The 21457-nt window shown below is 35.8% G+C and carries 17 protein-coding genes and 3 tRNA genes; 6 read left to right on the top strand and 14 right to left on the bottom strand.

All coding sequences use genetic code 11. The annotated features are described in order from the left end of the window. Window positions 1-36 precede the first annotated feature (36 nt). Window positions 37-339, top strand: coding sequence for a rhodanese-like domain-containing protein (locus J2Z60_RS07900; protein WP_209687151.1), 303 nt, complete (start codon window positions 37-39; stop codon window positions 337-339). 77 nt (window positions 340-416) lie between these two features. On the opposite strand, the gene J2Z60_RS07895 is transcribed toward J2Z60_RS07900, so the two are convergent. The 6 genes from J2Z60_RS07895 to J2Z60_RS07870 form a co-directional block, all read right to left on the bottom strand. After that, window positions 417-488 (bottom strand) — tRNA-Gln (locus tag J2Z60_RS07895). Window positions 489-544: 56 nt separating this feature from the next. Next, window positions 545-626: transfer RNA gene (locus J2Z60_RS07890), tRNA-Tyr, on the bottom strand. Between the two features lie 94 nt (window positions 627-720). Continuing rightward, window positions 721-2334 carry a hypothetical protein gene (locus J2Z60_RS07885; protein ID WP_209687150.1) on the bottom strand — a complete coding sequence of 538 codons (1614 nt, stop codon included), beginning with the start codon at window positions 2332-2334 and terminating at the stop codon, window positions 721-723. A gap of 122 nt (window positions 2335-2456) precedes the next feature. Beyond that, on the bottom strand, window positions 2457-3365 hold the full coding sequence (locus tag J2Z60_RS07880) for an L-lactate dehydrogenase (protein ID WP_209687149.1): 909 nt from the start codon (window positions 3363-3365) through the stop codon (window positions 2457-2459). A gap of 88 nt (window positions 3366-3453) precedes the next feature. After that, complete coding sequence (locus tag J2Z60_RS07875) at window positions 3454-3813, bottom strand: DUF6176 family protein (protein WP_209687148.1); 360 nt, start codon at window positions 3811-3813, stop codon at window positions 3454-3456. Between the two features lie 114 nt (window positions 3814-3927). Further along, window positions 3928-3999, bottom strand: a tRNA-Gln gene (locus tag J2Z60_RS07870). Between the two features lie 164 nt (window positions 4000-4163). On the opposite strand from J2Z60_RS07870, the gene J2Z60_RS07865 reads away from it, so the two are divergent. From J2Z60_RS07865 to J2Z60_RS07855, 3 genes are all read left to right on the top strand, one after another. Next, a complete protein-coding gene (locus J2Z60_RS07865; protein WP_209687147.1) occupies window positions 4164-4955 on the top strand; it encodes an HAD-IIB family hydrolase in 792 nt (263 codons plus the stop codon). Window positions 4956-5125: 170 nt separating this feature from the next. Next, on the top strand, window positions 5126-5755 hold the full coding sequence (gene apf / locus J2Z60_RS07860) for an aggregation-promoting factor (protein ID WP_209687146.1): 630 nt from the start codon (window positions 5126-5128) through the stop codon (window positions 5753-5755). A 96-nt stretch (window positions 5756-5851) separates the two neighbouring features. Continuing rightward, window positions 5852-6424 (top strand): GNAT family N-acetyltransferase, encoded by a 573-nt coding sequence (locus J2Z60_RS07855; RefSeq protein ID WP_209687145.1) that lies wholly within the window; start codon window positions 5852-5854, stop codon window positions 6422-6424. 155 nt (window positions 6425-6579) lie between these two features. Here J2Z60_RS07855 and apf (J2Z60_RS07850) read toward each other — a convergent pair whose 3' ends face one another. The 6 genes from apf (J2Z60_RS07850) to treR all read right to left on the bottom strand — a co-directional run bounded on the left by apf (J2Z60_RS07850) (window position 6580) and on the right by treR (window position 13630). Continuing rightward, entirely contained in the window at window positions 6580-7320 is a 741-nt protein-coding gene (gene apf, locus J2Z60_RS07850) for an aggregation-promoting factor (RefSeq protein ID WP_209687184.1), read from the bottom strand. Between the two features lie 307 nt (window positions 7321-7627). Then, a complete protein-coding gene (locus J2Z60_RS07845; protein ID WP_209687144.1) occupies window positions 7628-8206 on the bottom strand; it encodes a histidine phosphatase family protein in 579 nt (192 codons plus the stop codon). Window positions 8207-8363: 157 nt separating this feature from the next. Beyond that, on the bottom strand, window positions 8364-9446 hold the full coding sequence (locus tag J2Z60_RS07840) for a M42 family metallopeptidase (protein WP_209687143.1): 1083 nt from the start codon (window positions 9444-9446) through the stop codon (window positions 8364-8366). Window positions 9447-9897: 451 nt separating this feature from the next. Then, on the bottom strand, window positions 9898-10800 hold the full coding sequence (locus tag J2Z60_RS07835; protein ID WP_209687142.1) for a DUF7916 family protein: 903 nt from the start codon (window positions 10798-10800) through the stop codon (window positions 9898-9900). A gap of 431 nt (window positions 10801-11231) precedes the next feature. After that, window positions 11232-12893: an alpha,alpha-phosphotrehalase gene (gene treC, locus J2Z60_RS07830; protein WP_209687141.1), complete on the bottom strand. Its 1662-nt coding sequence runs from the start codon at window positions 12891-12893 to the stop codon at window positions 11232-11234. Between the two features lie 14 nt (window positions 12894-12907). Beyond that, window positions 12908-13630, bottom strand: a complete 723-nt coding sequence (treR, locus tag J2Z60_RS07825) for a trehalose operon repressor (RefSeq protein WP_209687140.1) — start codon at window positions 13628-13630, stop codon at window positions 12908-12910. A 166-nt stretch (window positions 13631-13796) separates the two neighbouring features. On the opposite strand from treR, the gene J2Z60_RS07820 reads away from it, so the two are divergent. Further along, window positions 13797-15725 (top strand): PTS sugar transporter subunit IIABC, encoded by a 1929-nt coding sequence (locus J2Z60_RS07820; RefSeq protein ID WP_209687139.1) that lies wholly within the window; start codon window positions 13797-13799, stop codon window positions 15723-15725. A gap of 53 nt (window positions 15726-15778) precedes the next feature. On the opposite strand, the gene J2Z60_RS07815 is transcribed toward J2Z60_RS07820, so the two are convergent. After that, entirely contained in the window at window positions 15779-16288 is a 510-nt protein-coding gene (locus J2Z60_RS07815) for a YbhB/YbcL family Raf kinase inhibitor-like protein (protein ID WP_209687138.1), read from the bottom strand. 198 nt (window positions 16289-16486) lie between these two features. On the opposite strand from J2Z60_RS07815, the gene J2Z60_RS07810 reads away from it, so the two are divergent. Further along, complete coding sequence (locus J2Z60_RS07810) at window positions 16487-16660, top strand: hypothetical protein (RefSeq protein WP_209687137.1); 174 nt, start codon at window positions 16487-16489, stop codon at window positions 16658-16660. A gap of 79 nt (window positions 16661-16739) precedes the next feature. Here J2Z60_RS07810 and J2Z60_RS07805 read toward each other — a convergent pair whose 3' ends face one another. After that, window positions 16740-21128, bottom strand: a complete 4389-nt coding sequence (locus tag J2Z60_RS07805; RefSeq protein WP_209687136.1) for a mucin-binding protein — start codon at window positions 21126-21128, stop codon at window positions 16740-16742. Window positions 21129-21457: the final 329 nt, after the last annotated feature.

Raw genomic sequence — 21457 nt, 5'->3', positions numbered from 1 at the left:
AGCATTTTTTGCTTTAATTAGATACGGAGGTAATTTATGAAAGAAATTTCAACTACTCAATTACAAAAAATTCTAATTCAAAATCCTGAAGTCAAGCTCTTCGATGTAAGAGAACCAATTGAATATAGTGCAGGTCATGTACCTGAAAGTTCTAACTTTCCACTAGAAAAAGTAGCCGAATTCGACTTACCCAAGAATGAAAAATACTATTTCATCTGTCGCTCTGGTAACCGTTCGGGACAATTCTGTCACTATCTTACTGAACAAGGCTACCAAGACGTTACTAATGTTGTCGGTGGCATGATAACTTGGGATGGAGAAGTTGAAGCTGATTTTTAAGATTTTGAATTAGATACAAAAAAACGTCTTCAATTGAAGACGTTTTTTCAAGGGTTGGGTTTCTTAAAATAAGAAAATTGGGTTAGCTGGATTCGAACCAGCGCATGATGGTACCAAAAACCATTGCCTTACCACTTGGCTATAACCCAATTCATTGAACTTTTACTTGTTGTTCAACTAATTACCAGCTGGAATAATCCAGCAATGGAGGCCAGTGGATTCGAACCACCGAACTCAGAGAGAGCGGTTTTACAGACCGCCGCGTTTAGCCACTTCGCTAGGCCTCCGAAAGATTACTTAATTATAATATCGAAGATGACTAAAAAATGCAAGGATATTTTTGAAAAAAATAAATTTTTTTCAAAATAGTAATGTTAATATTTAAGACCAAGCAACATAAGTTGAATCCAACTCAAAATGAAAGTCATAAACCACACGATAATTATCACTACCTGCGTTGATAAAATCTTCATTTGTCAAAGTTATTTTTTGATTATTATTTTTATTAATAACTAATCCCTTAGTACCATTGCGTGGATTATTAAATACACTCTGTATTTTTTGTTCACCTCTCTTATTCAATTTTAAATTTTTATCTACATTTATATATCCAGAATCAGTTACGTAATAGTCAATATCATGAAGCTTTAAGGTCAGCTCATTCTTGTCAGGATCATAGAGATATCCAGACACTCCCTCTTTTTTCTGTTTTTCATATGTTTGCTTAAATAATTCTTTATCTTTAGCTATCTCTTGAGCTCTACTATTTCTGGAGACAACTACCACATGATTACTTAAATTAGAAGAAACAATGTAATCTTCTTCTGTATATCCTTTATGAATACGTGGTTCCCCCACATCCTTAGTTTTTTGCCCATTTTTGTAAATGTCAACATCATATCCTGCCAAATAAAACTGGAAAATTGCAGGATTAAATCTTTCTTTAGAATTAGATTTAGAGTCTGATGTATTAGAAGTAGTTGTGCTAGTTTCAGAATCTGAATTATCATTAACCTCTTCAGTACCTATGTCATTATTACCAGGAAAAAGGGAATGAACTACACCTGAAATAGTAGAAATTGCACCTGAAAGAATTAATAATGCAACCCCTACACCAATGGCTACTTTAGCATAAGTCCAAACTTTTTTGGGGTCTATCTTTTTAAGTGCATTTTTTGTACTATTTACAACTGATTTTAATTTTTCCTTGTTAGTAAATATCGGCTCAGTATCCTTTTTACCCTTTACTTCTTTTTCAGGACGCTTTTGTTTGCTATCGCCACTATCTGATTTTTTCTTATCAAAAATTAAATCCGTTTCTATTGGCTTTTCAGGAATAACATACTGATCTTTTTCTTCAGTTGTTTCTTCTTTTTTACCATGCCAAGCTAAATCAAATTTTAGAGGTACCAGACTATTTATTTTTCCTTTTACGTATGCCTTACTTTGCAAACGTGGATTAAAAAATGATTCTGCATCGCCATTTTTTACTTCATAATAATTATAAAAATAGGCCAAAACATCATGGAAATCTTCTAAATCTTGATCTACCACTTGGTCAGTTGCAGCTTCTCGACGATCAGGATCATGCTGTCCATTACGATCTTCACGCAGGCTATTTAGCATATTAATAATCGTAACATCATATAACTTAAGGTATTCTAAATAATCTATTCGCTCACTTGCATTTAAATGTTTCCAACTTTGATAAGAATAACCCTCCTTTACTTTTTTCTTTTTAGAATTTATACCAGCTTTAATACGATTGTCAACATCATATAAATGTATGATTACTTCGGCTAGTAAATTACCAACAGTCGAAGCAATATTTTGATTTTGTCCACCAATTTCATAATTTTCTTTAACAGACTTATTATTCTGCGTACCTATAAATATTTCTCGGTACAAATCATTTGTTCTACTCTTATTTAAATATCTAAATTCTTTACTATTCTCTATAAAACCTAAATAAAAAAAGCTTTTTTCTCTTTGCATAACTTCCTCACAATTATTAATCATAACTATCAGTATACTAAAAGTTATTTTATATCATATTCAAGAATAAAAAAATAGCCGGCTTCTGTTGAAACCGTCTAATATAGTAAGATTATTTATTCTTAGTTCAATTGTGCAATATGTTTTTTAATAATATTAGCTGAATCTTGAAGCTTCTGATCTTCTTCATCGGTTAAATTCAATTTAACTACTTCTTCAACTCCGTCCTTACCAATAATTGCAGGATAGCCAATATAAGTTCCAACTTCATCGACATAAACTGAAGTTGGCGCAAATAATCTAGCATCACTAAAAACAGCTTGAACCAATCTCACACCACAAGTCGCGATTGCATAAGATGTATAGCCCTTACCAAAGGCAACTTTCATTGAGTTTTTGTTAGGTTGGGCACTCAATTCAGATTCTTCATCCTTATTAAATAATTCATCAGCACTACGACCATTCACGCGCACCGTAGACCAAGCCGTAAATTGAGATGCACCATGTTCTCCTAAGACAAAGCCTTCAACATTACGTGGATCTTCATTTAGCTTCTCGCCGACAATACGTTGCATTCTTGCGGTATCTAAGAACGTGCCTGTACCGAAGACGTGCTTTTTAGATAAGCCACTAGTTTCTTGTAAAATAGTTGAAATAGCATCACAAGGATTAGAAATATTAATCAAAATACCATTAAAGCCGGTGTCTTTAATTCTTTGTCCAACTTCTTTAGCATTCTTAGCATTTATTTCAAATTCACCAAATCGGTCACCGGTTTTCACAGTTGCCGCAATATCACCAAATGCTGTAACTACAACATCCATCTCTTTTAACTTGTCCCAATCTTGCATTAAGACATTAACATGGTAATCGTTTCTAGCCAAGGTATCACGCAAGTCATTATATTCAGCTTCTACCTTAGCTTGATTTTTATCAAGTAAAAGTAAGGTATCTGCTATTCCATGAGTGAATAAGGTATAGGCAACTGTAGCGCCAACATGTCCTAAACCGATAATTGCAACTTTTCTCATAATTGAAGTCCTTTCTATTATTTAAATTCTTGCTTTATCTTAACTCTATACTTACTAAAACAAAAATGAAGTTTTATCGAGCAAACATTTAGTTATCTTTTTGTATAAGGTCATTAATTTTTGGAGCAATTAAATTTTCTTCTATTGTCATATTAACTGGCTTATAGCTTTCATCAATACACTTATCCCAGTATTCTAGATGTTTTTGGTCGATATAATTATTTGAATCCTCTACTGCTGTACCATTCTTACCCTGAACTGAATACCAATAAAAATATGTATACCCATCAGATGATTCTTCCTTAAAAACACTTTCAACATACATTTTTTCATTAGCCATAGTAGCTATAGTTTCATCAAGATGACTATTTAAAAAATCCATCCACTCTTGAGCTAATTTTTCTTTACCTTTTTTGATTCTAAAACGTGTTAATTCAACTTGTACCATTTTATTTACTCCATAACATTACAATTCTTACTTCAATTAATTATAGTATTGATTCAGGTCGAAAACTTAAAAAATATATAAAAAAAGTCAGGTCATACGACCTGACTTGTCTTATTGGGTTAGCTGGATTCGAACCAGCGCATGATGGTACCAAAAACCATTGCCTTACCACTTGGCTATAACCCAATTCATTGAACTTTTACTTGTTGTTCAACTTAATTACCATTTGATTGACTTAGCCAATCAACAATTAATACTATACTGATTTTTGGATATCTTGTCAACAAAAAAATAAACTTTTTTTAATTTTTTGTTTTTTGCTATAATTTTCATCAGAAAAGAGGCTTTTTATGACAAATCCTAGACTTATTTTTAGTGAAATTGATGATACGTTAGTTAGTCCTGACTATTCATTGAATAATGAAACAATTTTAGCAATTAGAAAGCAAATTATTCATGGCAACTTATTCATACCAGTGTCTAATAGGATGCCAAAGGCAATGTTGAACGTAATTGAAAAAATTACAACCGCTTCTCCGCTCATTGCCTATAATGGTGCACTTGTCCTCGATGAAATGGGACAAGTGCTTAATTCTCAATTCATGCAAGTTGATACTGCAATTAAGATCTGTAATATAGTAGAAAAATATCCTAACTTAATCTGGAATATCTATAGTGGCTACAATTGGCTAACTCAAGACAATGATAATCCAATAATCAAAAAATTGAGTGCTTATCTACAAGTTAAACCTTTCCCTACTACAATTGAACATCTTAAAGAACTTAAAGGCGTCCACAAAATTTCCATTATTGGTAATCATGCTGATTTACTTAAAGTTCAAAAAGAAGCTTTCCAATTAGATAATCTCACTACAGTATTCTTCAATAACGAAACTTTAGACATCTTAGCACCTGACGTTTCACGCTTAAAAGCTGTCAAAATTATGGCTGATTACTTTGCAATTGACTTAAAAGACTGCATTGCATTTGGTGGATTAATTGAAGATATTGATATGCTAAATGAAATTGGTCACCCTTATCTAACAACTAAACTGTTTCATATCACTAAAGATAAGTTTCACGTGGTTCCGCAAGAAGGGAATTACCCCAATTTTGCTCAAATTTTAGCAGATTTCGCTTAAAATTTGACTTTATTACAAAAAATGACCCTATTTTCACAGCTTTATAACCTGATAGTCTTTATTCTGTAACAGAACTGCAACAATCACCTCGTATTATTAAGCTTGTCGATTACGAACAACAATTTATTAATATTAATTATTAACTTAAAAATCTACGAGGAGAATTAACTTTGAATAAGTTCAAATCAATCTTAATTAAATTAACTGCTGGTGCTGCTCTTGCATTCACTGGTGTTGTAGCTATTAACACAACTACTCCTGCACATACTGCAGATGCTGCAACTACATTAAAGACTAAGAAGATCACTGTCGATTCAAAAGCCGGTGCTAAGATTTGGACTTCTTACTACAAGGGTTCTTTCACAGGTCACACTGCTATGTATGGTGCTCACTACAACTATACTAGTTCAGCTGTTGATGCTGAAGGACATATGTGGTTCAAAATTGGTGAAAACCAATGGATCAAAGCTGATGATACTATTATGGGTAATTTAACCTCAGCTGCTAAAAAAGCCCAAAAGACTACTAAGAAGAAAGCAAAAAAGAGCAAAAAAGCCGTTTCTCAAGCACCTACTAGTGCTGAAGCAGCAGCTAAAGCTTGGATTGCAATGCGTGAATCAGGTAACAATTACTACGCCCGCAATGGTCAATACATTGGTAAGTATCAATTAAGCTCCGCTTACTTACACGGCGACTACTCACCTGCTAACCAAGAACGTGTTGCTAATAACTACGTTAAATCTCGTTACGGTTCATGGGTTAATGCTAAGAACTTCTGGATCCGTCACGGTTGGTACTAAACATTAATTCATACTTAACATCATGGAGAGTTTCGGAATTGAAACTCTCTTTTTTTGTGTGGTATTCTTAGTCATAAGAATAGAAAGTAGGTAAAAATGATTAGAAAAGCCAAAAAAGCAGATTTTCCATTTGTATATCCCATTCTTAAACAGATTTTTGACGAAATGCAGATGAAATCAATTGAATCCCTGCCTGAAGATCAATTCTACAATCTAATGAAGCTGGGATTTATATCAGAAGATTATCGCTATTCATATCGGCGAATTTGGGTAGCTGAAAATAGCAGTCAAAAAATCACCGCTATTCTTGATATGTATCCCTACCATGATCAAAAAATTATCGACGTTGTCTTACGTCATGCTTATGCTAAGGTTGATTTACCAATTTCTACTGAAATATTTACCGACCAAGAAGCATGGCCACATGAATGGTACATTGATGCCCTAGCAGTCCACCCCGACTACTGGGGACAGGGATATGCCAGCAAGTTATTAGACGAAGCTGAAAAGGTAGCTAAGCAAAAAGGCTACAAGATACTTAGTCTAAATGTTGACCAAGAGAATCCACGTGCCCAGCAATTATACCTTCACAAGGGATTTAAAGTTAAGAATACCATGATCATTGGTACTCGTAATTATGACCATATGATTAAAGAATTATCCCATTAAAGAACAAAGGACGCTAAGGAAGAAGCAAAATTCCTAGCGTCTTTTAATTTGGGGATTTTTTCACCTTGCAAAAAAAGAACCGTCCCTAATATAGGACGATTCTTAACACGAATTTTAAACTAGAATAAATCGAATTTTGGAGCAATTAGTGAATCTTAGTACCAACCATTAGCTAGCCAGAAGCTCTTAGCTGCTGACCATGAACCGTAACGGGATTTTACGTAGTTGTCGGCAACACGCTCTTGGTTAGCTGCTGAGTAATCACCATTCAAGTAAGCTGCAGATAATTGATACTTACCAATGTATTGACCATTAGTTGCTGAGTATGAACCACCAGATTCTCTGTTAGCAATCCAAGCCTTAGCTGCTGCTTCTGAACCAGATGCAGTTGAAGTGTAGCTTGAAGTTGAGGTAACAGTAGTAGTTACACTAGTGTAATTACTCTTAGGAGTTGAGTAGCTGTATGATGAGTAACTATTTGAATTATTGTTGTAATTGTAGCTGTTATTTGAAGTAGTTGCTACAGAGGAAGTGTTAGTTGTGTTAGTTGAAGTTGATGCGCTGTATGCAGCTACAGTATGGTAACCAGCAACAGTATCTGAAGCCTTGACCCATTGGTTCTTACCTAAGTCGTACCATCTTTGGCCATATGCATCGTTAGTTGCGTCGATAACCTTCCATGAAGTTGCGCGGTTTAATACCTGACCATTAGTTGCTGCATAGTCAGAAGCACTTCTTCTAACTACTACGCTAGCTGCCTTGATAGTAACAACAGATGGGTCTTGTGAAGTTACGGCAGCTTGAGCCTTGTTAGTGTTCATGTTAGCTACAGTAAGACCAGTTGCTGCAATACCTGCAGCCATAAAAGTTTTAGTGAGGACAGATTTAAAATTGATGGATTTATAATTCTTCAAAATAAAAGTCTCCTTTAAAAAATAAATCGAATTCCGAAGCAAGTTTTTTTCGTCTAATTAATATAAAATTTTTCTTGTGTCTTGCTTCAAGTGACAAGCTATATATTACTGGCCTAATATTGCACACAAGTAACACAAACAAGTTTTAAGATTAAGGAATTGCGCCGTTTTGTTACATGCTTGTAACATTTATGGTTTTTGTTACATTAATGTAATAATGTAACTTAGCTGTGAAAACTCGTATAGAAAAAAGCAGCCTCCAATCCTATACATGGAGCCTGTTTTTTAATTATAAAATATTTACTGCTGGCCAAACATAATTCATCATTTCAACACTACCGTTTTCTGCTTTCATTTTAGCTACCGCACAATTTTTAAACATTTTAAACTGGACACGCTTATTATGCTGTCTTGCATATTGAGCAAGAATGTCACCATGACCAACTACAATTGCACTCTCACCATCTTCCATCTTAGTGAGAATATACTCGATTGCCTTTTCCATTCTCTTTACTACGTCATCATCTGCTTCCATTGATGGATCAGTATTGCGAGATAGTCCCCTGTTCCAAGGCAAGGTATATTCGTCTTGTCCTTCATAAATACCGTACGACTTCTCACGTAGATCCTTCAATCGCTCATAAGTCATCTGATTATTAGTAATAATCTCAAGAGTATCGCTAGCTCTCTCTTGCGTAGAACAAAATGCTTTATCAAAGCTAATTCCATTATCTTTAAAGTAATCTCTGGTAGCTTGAGCTTGACGAATTCCTAAATCAGTTAATGGAGAATCTACGCGCCCTTGAGTTTTATGATGCAAGTTAAATAAGGTCTGGCCATGGCGGATAAGATAGATTGTTTTTGACATTTTTGTGTTTCCCTTCAATATTACGTTTTATAATTCCTAGAAAATATTAACAAAAAAAGCATTATTTTTTCTACTATATTTTTTGGTAGTCAATAGTTATAAGACATAAAAAAGATAAATGCTAAGCATTGCACTTAAACATTTATCTTCTTATCAACTATAAGAGCTTGAAGCTATCTAACTTCTCTTGAGTCATATCACGAATAATAGCTGTAGCTAAATCTACCGAAGCCTTAAAGTCCTTGTATGCGCTAAAGCAATATGGTGAGTGTTCATAACGAACGGGAATACCAATTACAATTGTCGGAGCCGCATTTTCATAGTAAATAGCAGCCCCATCTTGCCCACCACCGGTTCTAACTGAACGGGTATAAGGAATATTGTTCTTATCAGCTAAGTCGCAAGCATATTGTTGGAACTTAGGATTTGGCAAGAAGGTCGTATCCATATCCCTAATCATTGGTCCACGCTTAAGGCCAGTCTGAGAGAGCCAATCTGGTTCAAAGGTATCATCTGCTGGGCAGCTTTCAAGAACGATACACAAGTCTGGCTTAACCTTTCTGGCTGTTACATAAGCACCACGCAAGCCAACTTCCTCTTGAGCAGATAAGGCAGCTACTAGGTCGAAGTTAATCTCTTCTCCTTTTAGACTGTCTAAGACATCAACCATTGCCCCAGCACCAAACCGGTCATCAAAATCCTTACCAAAGAATAAGCCGCTCTTTTCATTATATTGACAGTCCACATCGACAAAGATTGGGCAGCCTGTGTCAATCTTAAAATCATTGATTGTCTCTTCTCTGCTAAGTGAGCCAACATCAATTGACATGTCACTAACTTCTGGGACATTATTTCTTTCACTTGCAGTCATAAAGTGAGGCGGCTTAGTAGCTACAACGCCAGGAATATATTCGCCATCACGATTTCTAACCTTGACCTTTAAGGCGGGGATATTATATTTAACCCAGCCACCAAGCGGAACAAACTTGATTAAGCCATTAGGTCTAATTGCTTGAGTAATAAAACCTACAGCATCAGAGTGAGCATCAAGTTGAATTACTGGTCGATTGCCCTTGTTTTCCTTCTTAGATGCGTATAAATTTAGCATACCGTCAATTTCGACGTTAGCAATTTCACTAACACTATCCTTAAATAATTTAACAAATTCTTCCTCAAATCCAGAAGTTGAATTTGCATTTGAGAAGGCCTTGAGCATTTTGATTTCTTCTTGTTTATCCATAGTAGTACCTCGCTCTTAATATTATTTACAAGTCCATTTTGTAACATATAACATTTTTATGATGTTAGTTAACATTTTACATCATCTTCAAGTATAAGTAAGCGATTTCTATAGAAATTTATATTTTGCAAATTCTATCGATGCCATAACCATTTGATATAAACGTAAATATATTTATCAGTTGTTACAAATCGTAAACTAGATGAAGGAATCATTGATGGCATCCCGATTGTCTACATTTCTGACTTTTTAGCTGGTAATTATTGAAGTTAAGATTTCATTTCTACTTCGGTCCTTTTAATTCTTTTGAAGTGATTCTCCAACTTAATAGTATTAAGAATAAAAAAATTCCCTTCCATGTATAAAGTTCATTTTTTACATTTGAACTAACCATGAAAGGGAATTTATTTCTATGCAGCGAACTAAAGTCGCCTTAGAAACTCTTATCTAATTATCTATTTATTGATCTAGCCATTCTATCAATTGTATGACTCTCACCTCGAATAGCCTTACTTAATGGATACAAAAATTCGAACGGAGATTGACAGCCCCAGGCAGCATCCCCAATATGTTGAATGTCTACACCACAAATCTTATTTTGCAAAGCAATATTCTGAATAACTTGTGGACCTGCGCCTTCTTGACTAGTACCAATCGTACTCATGACTAATCCATCATTCTTATGAACAAGCTTTACAATTTCAGTTAGTTCACTTGCACTAAAACCTGGCACAGTCCCTACTGCAGGTACTAAAATGACATCAGCTCCAGCTTTTAAGAATTCCTTGGCAGAATCAATATCAGCTACTGATTCATCAACACCCGCACCATGCATCTTCCCCGCAATCACCAATCCTTTAAAATTATCCTTGGCAGTCTTAATTGCCTTAACAATCATCTTGTTAGTAACACCTGTACCAGGATTGCCAGTAAAGCAAACAAAATTAAATCCTAATTTCTGTGCTTCTTTAATTGATTTTACAGTTGCTTGCCTACCTGGCGCAATTTCAACACGGGTTGATTCCATAGCTATGTCTTCATCAATTGGCTCTAAGTTAACACCAATTGGACGACCTGTTAACCTTTGCAGTTCTCTGACAATACCATCAGAATTATCAATATTTAAGCCATTAACTTTTGGATTAAAAACATCGAATACATTCAATAAAATCAAATCAGCTCCAAAAGCAGCAGCTACTTCCGATGTGGTTAAATATCCACCACTGTAAGGCTCAACAACGACATTCTCACTTAAAATAGTTCGCCCTTCGCTAGCTTTAATACTCTGCTTAAGCTCGCTACCGTTCATTTTTAGCACTTCACTTGCGCTTGCACTTAATAGTCTTTCTACCATAGTTTTCTCCTTAAATTAAATAGCAATATTATCAAAAATATTAAACATTTGAAAAAATTATTCCCATCTATATTTTTCTTCATTATTAGATAAGTTTATTAATAAAAAATTGGTATATACCCTATAACAGTATAATATCATGAAATCGTTTTCTTAAAAAGGTAAATGATTTCAAATATTCTTATAAAGCTAAGCCTTGCACCAAAGATTCATTGTGCTATATTTAAGGTAGATTTTTTTAAGAAGTGAGGAAGAACTTATGACTAAATATACTGTTGAATTAAGCCAAGATGATTTACAAATGATTAAGGATTGCCACTCAAAGAATCCTTCAATTATGAAGGCTATGAATGAAGCTAAGGAAGTTAAAGATTAACAATTTATCCCAAACAAATAAGGTTCTGCACTATTATGAGGCAGAACCTTGTTTTTTATTGTAATTTAAATGCTACAGCATCATATGGCTTCAAGGTCAGACTTTCAGGAACCTTAGTTAAGTTAAGGTAACTATTTTGAATTAGAATTTCGGCATCCCTTCCCACATATTCACTAGGCAAGTTAACTTGCGTTTCTTGCCCATAGAAGTTACACAATACAATTAACTTCTCATTACTATCATCTAAATAGCGCTCATAAGCCAGCACCTGTCTGTCTTCCATCAAGAATCCTTTAATATGTCCGTCAGAGATTAGGTCTACACTCTTTCTCAGCTTAATTAGCTTCTGGTAAAAGTCAAAAATCTTACCAGACTTCAATTCTTCCTTAACATTAATTCTATCTTGATCGGTTGGCTTAAGCCATGGCTTAGCCTTGCTAAAGCCAGCATACTCAGAATCATCCCAGTGCATTGGTACACGTGAATTATCACGGGCTTTAGAATGGACAATCTTAAATGCCTCTTGCTTATCTATTCCCTGATCAAGTAATTCTTGGTAAGCATTGCGGGCCTCAATATCGTCATACTCGCTCATATCGCTGTAGGCAGGATCAACCATCCCTAATTCTTCGCCCATATAGATATAAGGCGTCCCCCTCATTAGGTGCATTGCCATTGCCAGCATCTGTGCTGACTTAATGCGGTATTCCTTAATGTTGCCGAAACGGTTTAAGGCCCATGGCTGGTCATGATTATTCCAAAATAGCGCCTGCCATCCTCCGCCTTGGTCAATTTTAGTGTTCCAATTCAACATAATTTTCTTCAAGGCCATGAAGTCAAATGGCATAATTGACCATTTCTCACCATTTTTGTAATCAACCTTCAAGTGGTGGAAGGTGAAGACCATCGATAATTCCTTATCTTCTGGGCGGGTATAGGCAATAGAGTTCTCAATAGTGGTGCTAGACATTTCCCCGACTGTGATGCTGTCTGGATCTTGGCCAAATGATTCCATATTCAATTGCTTTAAGTAATCTTGTACAACTGGAGTATCTGTATAGAGCTTCTTCTCTTCAATTGGATCGGTAGAATCTACTAACTCTTCATCCTTTCCAGTTACATTAATCACATCGAACCTAAATCCCTTAACCCCTTTTTGACGCCAGAAGTTAATTACATCAACTAATCTCTTCCTTACTTCGGGATTGTGCCAATTAAGATCAGCTTGAGTTGGGTCATATAGGTGCAAGTAGTAATAATCAGTGTCACCAAACTTAGCCCATGCAGGCCCACCGAACTTGGATTGCCAATTATTAGGCAGCTTACCATCCTTCCCTTTCCTTAAATAAAAGAAATCCTGGTAGAACTTATCACCAGCTAAAGCCTTTTGGAACCATTCGTGCTCCGTTGAGCAGTGGTTCAACACCATATCCAGCATTACATTAACGTGGATCTCTTTTAATCTTGCGACTAATTCTTCAAAGTCAGCCATTGTCCCGAAGCGGGGATCGATTTTTTTATAATCTGCAATATCATAGCCGTTATCATTTTGTGGAGAAATAAAAAATGGATTAAACCAAATAAAGTCCACGTTCAACTTCTTGATGTAGTCGATCTTTTCAATAATACCGCGTAAGTCACCGATACCATCATTATTAGAATCATAAAAAGATTTAGGATAGATTTGATAGATTACCTTTTTGCCAAGATTAGTCATCGAAAGATTCCTCCTTATAGTTTAATTTTCTTTCTTCTAGCAAAGTCAACGAACTTAAACCTATCTGGCCTGTGATAAGACAAGGTTAGTTGGAACTTAGTCGTGTCTGCTAGATAATTCCTGCTTGCCACTAAGACAGCCAGGTTGTTACTCAAAGACAATAACTCCTTAATTCTCTCATCAACTTCTACTACTGTTATCTCCTTAGTAGCATATGAGATATCTAAGCCGAGTTCATATTCAAAATATTGATACAGTGACGCTTGAGCTACCTGCTTAGGAATAGATTCAATTGGCGGATTAAGTAAATAATCACAATCCAAGACTTCTGCTTCGCCATTAATTAAGCGCAGCCGTTCAAGATGAATTCCCGAACTCGATTCTTCTTCGGGAAAATATTCAATAAATTGCTTCGGCAAGTTATCCCTATCTTCCAGAGTTAACACCTTAGTAGTAGCATGCATACCTAGTTCCTTATTTAATTCTGCAAAGCTAGTCACCCCAGAAATCGGGAAGCTATAGCGATCCAGATTCAAGACAATTGAGCCCTTACCACGGATCTTTTGAATTAAGCCTAAGCTTAACAATGCATTCAGAGCCTTCCTAATTGTTTCTCTGGAAGTACCGTATAAGTCTGCTAATTGATTCTCACTAGGTAAGAAGTCACCTGGTTCATATATTTTATGTCTAATTTTATTTGCCAAATCTTGGGCAATAATATCATTCTTAGCTTGCATTTATCATGCTCCTTTTTAGAACTTGAATAGACATCTTTATATTAATTTCAGTTATTATTATACCAATAATGAAATCCTTTTCAATATTTTTGTTGACATCTTGTATATACAGGTTTATTATAATATTTGAAAATTGAAAGCGAATACAAGAGAGGAAGAATTACTTATGGTTAAACAAACGGTTAACTTATTATCTCCAGCTGCTGGGGAAGTAATTGCTTTAGAAAAAACTTCCGATCCTATCTTTTCAAAGGGAGTTATGGGACAAGGCTTTGGTCTAATACCTACTAATGGTAATGTGGTTGCACCAGTTAGTGGTAGGATTAGCATGATTGCTGATACCAATCATGCCATTGGGATAACTACAGATGACGGCTTAGAAGTCTTAGTTCATATGGGAATTGATACTGTCAGTCTCAAAGGTGAGCCATTCAACATTAAGATTAATAACGGTGATACCATTACAGCAGGCCAAGCTATTGCTACGATGAATCTTGACCAAGTCAAGGCTAAGAACTTAGATACCACAATCATGGTCCTTATTACTAATTCTAATGACAAGATTGATGGCTTAGACATAACCGAAGGCGATAGTGAAGCCGGCCAAGTTGTCGCAACTGCTTACTTAAAGGTACAAGAAGCTGCTAATACTTCCGACAAGAAGCTCTCCCACCATGACTTAGCAACCTTCATTATTAAGAACGTTGGTGGTAAGGATAATGTTAACAACGTAATCCACTGTATTACTAGATTACGCTTCTACTTAAAGGATGAGAGCAAGGCTAATACCGAAGTCTTAAAGAATCAACGTGGTATTCTGGATGTAATGAAGGCTTCTGGTCAATACCAAGTCGTTATCGGTAATGAAGTCGAAGCTGTCTTTGACGAAGTTGTTAAGCAATTAGGCGATTTAGGTGATAATCCAACTCCAGAGCCAGTAGATGATGGCAAGAACCCTATCTCCCGCGGCTTTGGTAATTTAATTGGATTTATCACTGGTTCAATGAGTCCAGTAGTTGGTGTAATTGCTGCATCTGGTATTATCAAGGGACTCTTAGCCTTACTAACTTTGCCACAATTGGGATCGTTACTTAATGTAAATAGTGTCCCTTATATTACTGTCAGTGCCATTGCTGATTCAGCATTCTTCTTCCTGCCAGTAATTGTTGGCTTCAGTGCTGCCAAGCGACTCAACAGTGATCCAATTATTGCTGCCGTAATCGGTGGTGTCCTTACTTACCCACAAATTATCACTTGGGGTAAAGGACTTAAAACAATGTTTAGCTTAGGTGGTTGGCATTTCCAATTCTTAAACTACAGCTACTCTATTTTCCCAATGATTTTAGCCGCATGGCTAGCTGCTAAATCTGAAAAATGGCTCAAAAAGCACTTACCTAGCTACTTGCAGATGATCTTCGTTCCATTAATTACTATCCTAGTAGTGTCAGCTATTACCCTAGTAATTACTGGTCCAGTTATTCAAGGTCTGGCGAACGGAATTGCCGTCTTAATTAACTGGTTAGTATCTGCTTCTGGTTGGATTGGCGGATTGTTCATCGGTGGATTTTACCAATTATTGGTTATCTTTGGTCTTCACTGGGGTGTTGTGCCTTTGGTTGCTCAACAAATTGCCGGAACTGGCCAGAGTGCACTTAATGCAATTATTTGTTCAACTATGATTTCTCAAGGTGCTGCCGTTCTTGCTGTAGCCATTAAGTCTAAGAAGGCAGACATGAAGGAACTTGGGATTGCAGCAGCAGTTTCAGCCTTCTGCGGTGTTACTGAACCTGCTATCTATGGTGTTAACTTACGCTACAAGAAGGTATTTGCTTCAGGCTGTATTGGTTCTGCCGTTGGTGGCTTAATTACTGGCCTTATGCATGGGACTATGTTCGGCTTCACAGGCGGCTTAATCGGATTCTCTAGCTTCTTTAATCCTAAGAATCCAACTGACTTAAGTAGCTTCTATGCCTTCTTAATTGCTAGTGCTGCTTCAATTATCGTTGCCTTCATCGTAACCTGGGTATGGGGCTACAACGATAATATGCAAAAAGGTCAAAAAGTCGAAAAGAAGAAGCGCCCAGGTACTATTTAATTTAATACATAAAAAAACTTTGTGTCGTGATGTATCGACACAAAGTTTTTTTATTATTTTTCTGCTTTTGCAGGCAAGATGACATTTTCTTTATCAATGATATGTCCGTCGATCTTTTCAAGAAACTCATTTAGATAATATCCATCTTCTAATTCTAAGTTATTGTCTAAAGCATAGACAGTTAATTCATAATCATGAACTCCAGTTGGTGGTTGAGGCCCTGTGTAACCAAGTTGCGGACCAGAAAGTTTAGGCAATAACTTGCTAACATTGCTATTAGCACCTTGGATAAAGTTAAACGGCTTATTCCGACTTGCATCAGCTGGTATTTCAGATACCGTCGGAATATTAGCGGCTAGCCAGTGAATCCAAACGAAACCACATACTGGAACAGAATCAAAATCCTTAAAATAAATCGCTAAACTCTGCGTACCTGCTGGTATATTTTTTATCGAAATAGGAAATGATTTAGCCGGTTTACCAGCTATTTTATCTGCATCACTTGCAAACTTAGTATACTCATCTGCCAAAAAGCCATTTTCTAAAGGAACTTGTACTTGCATAATTATACTTTCTTTCTATGTATTGATTATCTCAATTCTACTAATTATTTGATTATAAGTCCAAATCCACTAGTGTACATTACTATCTATGAATAGTAATGCTATATTTATCTGATAGATATATACAAATTAAGCCAATTGCGTTATAATGAAAGCGTATTCAAAGAGAATATGTTTTAAACAAAGAAGGCCGTTATTATGAAAATTTCGACTATCATTATTTCACTAATCGTATTAATTGCTGCTATTGCATTAGTAATAGTTAGCTTAGATGGTAACAATTTATTCGATACTGCAGGTGTAAGCTTGATCTACTTCGCCGGTGCAGTAGGATACTTCCTTTATAATTACACATTAAAGAAAAGATCTTAACTATCAAAAAAAAGACGTTGAATTCAAAAATCAACGTCTTTTTTGTTAAGTATATTGAAAGCTGCGTAATAGTTAATTACTATCCCTTACGTTTCTTTCTATCAGCTGCAAATGCTACTAAGCCTAAAGCCAAGCTCAAGATACCAAGTGCTGCACCGCTAGTGTGCTTTTCACCTGTTTGTGGTAAGCGGCGGCTAGCATTAGTGTTATTAGTAGGGGTAGCGCTGCTCTTTTGGCTACTCATAGAGCTATTGTTCTGAGCCTTGTTCACGGTTGAAGCACTAACTGCAAGTTTAGCCGAATTTGAAGAAGTTGCAGAGTTTGAAGTCTTCTTATTCTTGTGCTTATCTTTCTTATTAGTGGTTGCTTGGCTACTTGGTTGTTTATCTGGGGTCGAGTTATCTTCATTATGATCGGAATTAGTTGAATCATTTGAAGCCTTGTCAAAAGTATTGCCAGAATTGTTATCTGGAATTACAGGATCAACTTCTTTAGTATAAACAACATCAGTATCCTTAGCCGGATCTTCAACCTTAACAGTTGATTGATCTGGCTTGTTATAGCCGGGTATATCTGGCAACTCTGGTACTAAGACCTTAGTTGGGTCTTCTGGATCATTGTTATAAGCCGGATGATCTGCACCTGGGATTGGTTCATTAGTAGTACTATCTACTGGAATAAGTTGACCAATCTTCTTGTATACAACTGTATCTGTAACATTCTGTGGTAATGCAGTTCCGACTTCAAGAGTCTTAGATACAGTCTTACCATTTGCACTAGTAGTTGAAGCTACATAGCCCTTAACTACTGGTACAGTTACATCATTGTACTTATCTGTTGTAGTCCACTTAGTTGACTTATCTTCCTGAATTTCACCAGTTACCTTATCAACATAAACAGTTCTATTCCAAGTGCTGGTTTGTACTACAGGATCAGCTAACTTATTGCCTTCTTGGTCTTGGAAGTTAACTGTGTAAGTGTACTTCTTAGTATAAGTGTCTGAACTTGGCCACTTAGGACCTTCCGGATCATTAGGATTAATTAACGTTCCTGATTCATACTTATTTTCAGTGTTATCTACTGGAACAATATCGTGTTCAACGTAGACATCAATTGTTTGTGGATCATTGCCATAAGTTGATGGAATAGCTGGGTCTTCATCAACCTTGTAACCATGATCTATTAAACTTTGTTTTTGTTTTGACCAGTCATAGCTTACCTTATCGCCAGGAACTGCACTATCGTTGTTATAACCATATTGAGTTAAGGTTTCACCAGTAGTCTTGTCATGAACAACAACTTTAAGTGTAGTTGTCTTAGTGTATGGTACTTTAGTATTTTTAGTTGGATCATCAATCTTAACAGTTGATTGATTTGGCTTGTTGTAGCCTGGCACATCTGGTAACTCTGGTACTACAACTTTAGTTGGATCTTCTGGATCATTGTCATAACTTGGAGTTGAAGTGTCTGGAATTTCTTTACCACTAGTCTTATCTACAGGAACAAGCTTACCAACCTTATTATATACAACTGTATCTACAAGATTTGCTTGTGTAGCAGTTTCTGCTTCAAGAGTCTTAGATACAGTCTTACCATTTGCACTGGTAGTTGAAGCTACATAGCCTTTAACCACTGGCACATTTACATCAGTATATTTATCTGTTGTAGTCCATTCAGTCGTCTTATCTTCCTGGATTTCACCGGTTACCTTATCAACATAAACAGTTCTATTCCAGGTACTGGTTTGTACTACAGGATCAGCCAGCTTATTGCCGTCTTGGTCTTGGAAGTTAACTGTGTAAGTGTACTTCTTAGTGTAAGTGTCTGAACTTGGCCATTTTGGACCGTCTGGATCAGCAGGATTAATTGATGTTTCTGGTTCATGCTTATTTTCAGTGTTATCTACTGGAACAACATCGTGTTCAACATAGACATCAATTGTTTGTGGATCATTGCCATAAGCTGATGGGATAGTTGGGTCTTCATCAACTTTATAGCCATGATCTACTAAGCTCTGCTTTTGCTTTGACCAGTCATAGTTTACCTTATCACCAGGAATTGCACTATCGTTGTCATAACCATATTGAGTTAAGGTTTTACCAGTAGTCTTGTCATGAACAACGACTTTAAATGTAGTTGTCTTAGTGTAAGGTACCTTAGTATCTTTAGTTGGATCTTCCACGTTAACAGTTGATTGATTTGGCTTGTTGTAGCCTGGTATATCTGGCAACTCTGGTACTGATACCTTAGTTGGATCTTCTGGATCGTTGTCATAACTTGGAGTTGAAGTACCCGGAATAGGTTCATTAGTAATACTATCTACTGGAACAAGCCTACCAACCTTCTTGTATACAACTGTATCTTCAAGGTTCTTTTGTGCTACATCTTCTGCTTCAAGAGTCTTGGATACAGTCTTACCATTTGCACTGGTAGTTGAAGCTACATAGCCTTTAACTACTGGTACAGTTACATCATTGTATTTATCTGTTGTAGTCCATTCAGTTGTCTTATCTGGATCAATTTCACCAGTTACCTTATCAACAGTAATATTTCTTGTCCAGTGACTGGTTTGCTCTTTAGGACTGGCTAAATCTTTACCTTGTTCATCTTTAAAGTAAACAGTATAAGTATAATCTTTAGCATAGGTATCTGCACTTGGCCACTTAGGACCTTCTGGATCGGCAGGATTGATTGGCGTATCTGGAGTATGGTTAGCTGGATTATCACCATTAATAGTTTCAGCACCATGTTTTAAGTGCACTGTATAAGTACTACCGTTTTCTACATAAGTAGGATCTTTTACTTCAGAATATTCATCTGTTACTAAGATGTAGCCCTTATTTTCCAAGCTTTGGATAGTATCTTTAGTTGAATAATCAACTTTATCTCCTACTTCACCAGCACTACTATAGCTTTGTAATACACTACCATTATTATCGTCATCAACATAATTTACTGTGATATTTGATTTTTGAACTGAAATACCATTAAAAATATAAACAGGTGCTGGAGTTCCACCAGTAAATGGATTACGTTCATAGTATGAAACATGGGTATTTTCATCTGTACCAATATAACGATAGCTATTAGTCTTCTCATCAATACCAATATATGCTGGAGCAAATCCCGGCACATCAACTCTAACAGTTCCATCTGGTAAACCATCTGTCTTAACGTCATCTGGATTATCTTGGTTCTTCAATTGATTCTTAGTTTCATCTGCTTCATTAATAGGACTATTTGAATAATAATCAGATGCTTTACCAGGAACAGCTGTATAAGTTACTCCCGAAAGAGCCGATTCTTTAACTACACCTAAAGCATAATCTGATAAACGTCCCTTTATCTCATTATCAGCTGTATCAGCAACTAATCCTGTTTGTGAAATTGCTTCAGATGTGTCACCATCATAGGTTTGAGTAAGTGGAGCGGTGAAGTTACTACCAGCAAGTCCAGTCATAGTAACAGTACCAATTAAGTTATGGTCTTTATCATAATATTTCGCTACAGAGCTTACTTTTTCAGGGATTGCAATCTTATCACTTGTCCAACCACCTCTGCTGTTTGGTCCAGTATAAGCAGGCTTTTTAGCCATCCAAGAGTATAGAATAACTGAACGAGTGCTCTGTCCAACTTTAGGGTTAGAATATGACACCATTCCGTCACTAGCAGAATAATTCTGGTTAGCGAACTTATAAGTATCTGCAGTTAATTCAACTTGACCAAGCTGGTTCTTCTTATCGTCAAAGAACGTTGCATAGACCTTACCATCGCCTGACTTATCAGTTGAGAAGGAAGTTATGGAATTGTTCTCGTTACGGTAAAAACCGATTACAGCAAAAGTTACATGATCTGCATTATCATCATAGATAAACTTATCCTCCCAATCATTTACTGCTTCTGGACGTAAAGTTGGTGAAGGATAATTCTCATCAATTGAGTAACCTTCTGTTGAAATCTTACTTGGATCAGATGAAACGATAGTATTCATACCGTATTCTTTCTTAGTAGTCTGATCATTAGCATTAGAAGTAGTTGCTGCTAGACTAGTCTTTAAAGCATCAGCAGTTTGAGCAGTTGCTGATTTATTGTCTACTGTAAGAGTAGTAGTTTCAGCATCTTGGGCTTTTTCAGAAGTAGTTGTTACTTGATTAGTAGCTGGTTTATTAGCTTGGTCGCTTGTTTCAGTATTTGGGGTATTATCTGTAGCTGTGTCTGTAACGCTCTTGGCATCAACACTAGCATCACTAGCAGTATTTTTCGAATTTGTGCTAGTTTGCGTTTCTGCGCTCTGGCTAGAAGCTGGAGTAGTTACTTGATCAGCTAGAACTGTTTCGTTTGAATTACTCCAAAATAAAAGAGTACCTACCAATACGGAAGCTGCTCCTACACTTAACTTTCTAATTGAAAAACGTTGCTTTTGATCTAAATTTTTATCATTCCATAATTTTTTATTTTTGGAAAGCAAATCTATCACCTCAAATATTATTTTGTGATTAGTATTATATACTATACTTATAAATTAAAACAACATATATCTCTGCTTTTTTAACAAAACTTTACCACTAATTAAATTACAGTTAAGATATATTGTCAGCTTTTTAAATGCAATTTTTGTAAGATTAATTATACTTTTTAATCTTTGATAGCAAGTAATAGCTAATAATATCAACAAGTTATACAAGTAAATTAAGAATATTAAAAAATAACATGATTTGATAGAATTTCTGTATTAATTGCTTCATATTATAAAAACAGATACATTAATATACGAGATTTGAGGTTGCTTCCTTTTAA

This window comes from Lactobacillus colini (assembly GCF_017874575.1).
GTDB lineage: Bacteria > Bacillota > Bacilli > Lactobacillales > Lactobacillaceae > Lactobacillus > Lactobacillus colini.
This window is presented reverse-complemented; position numbering and strand designations above follow the sequence as displayed.

What these genes read in the sequence shown, in the direction of transcription:
- J2Z60_RS07840 (WP_209687143.1), bottom strand. Translation starts at nt 9,446, where the DNA reads ATGGATAAACAAGAAGAAATCAAAATGCTCAAGGCCTTCTCAAATGCA.
- J2Z60_RS07815 (WP_209687138.1), bottom strand. Translation starts at nt 16,288, where the DNA reads ATGCAAGTACAAGTTCCTTTAGAAAATGGCTTTTTGGCAGATGAGTAT.
- J2Z60_RS07855 (WP_209687145.1), top strand. Translation starts at nt 5,852, where the DNA reads ATGATTAGAAAAGCCAAAAAAGCAGATTTTCCATTTGTATATCCCATT.
- J2Z60_RS07820 (WP_209687139.1), top strand. Translation starts at nt 13,797, where the DNA reads ATGGTTAAACAAACGGTTAACTTATTATCTCCAGCTGCTGGGGAAGTA.
- J2Z60_RS07845 (WP_209687144.1), bottom strand. Translation starts at nt 8,206, where the DNA reads ATGTCAAAAACAATCTATCTTATCCGCCATGGCCAGACCTTATTTAAC.
- J2Z60_RS07835 (WP_209687142.1), bottom strand. Translation starts at nt 10,800, where the DNA reads ATGGTAGAAAGACTATTAAGTGCAAGCGCAAGTGAAGTGCTAAAAATG.
- J2Z60_RS07885 (WP_209687150.1), bottom strand. Translation starts at nt 2,334, where the DNA reads ATGCAAAGAGAAAAAAGCTTTTTTTATTTAGGTTTTATAGAGAATAGT.
- J2Z60_RS07875 (WP_209687148.1), bottom strand. Translation starts at nt 3,813, where the DNA reads ATGGTACAAGTTGAATTAACACGTTTTAGAATCAAAAAAGGTAAAGAA.
- J2Z60_RS07810 (WP_209687137.1), top strand. Translation starts at nt 16,487, where the DNA reads ATGAAAATTTCGACTATCATTATTTCACTAATCGTATTAATTGCTGCT.
- treC (WP_209687141.1), bottom strand. Translation starts at nt 12,893, where the DNA reads ATGACTAATCTTGGCAAAAAGGTAATCTATCAAATCTATCCTAAATCT.
- J2Z60_RS07880 (WP_209687149.1), bottom strand. Translation starts at nt 3,365, where the DNA reads ATGAGAAAAGTTGCAATTATCGGTTTAGGACATGTTGGCGCTACAGTT.
- treR (WP_209687140.1), bottom strand. Translation starts at nt 13,630, where the DNA reads ATGCAAGCTAAGAATGATATTATTGCCCAAGATTTGGCAAATAAAATT.
- J2Z60_RS07900 (WP_209687151.1), top strand. Translation starts at nt 37, where the DNA reads ATGAAAGAAATTTCAACTACTCAATTACAAAAAATTCTAATTCAAAAT.
- J2Z60_RS07865 (WP_209687147.1), top strand. Translation starts at nt 4,164, where the DNA reads ATGACAAATCCTAGACTTATTTTTAGTGAAATTGATGATACGTTAGTT.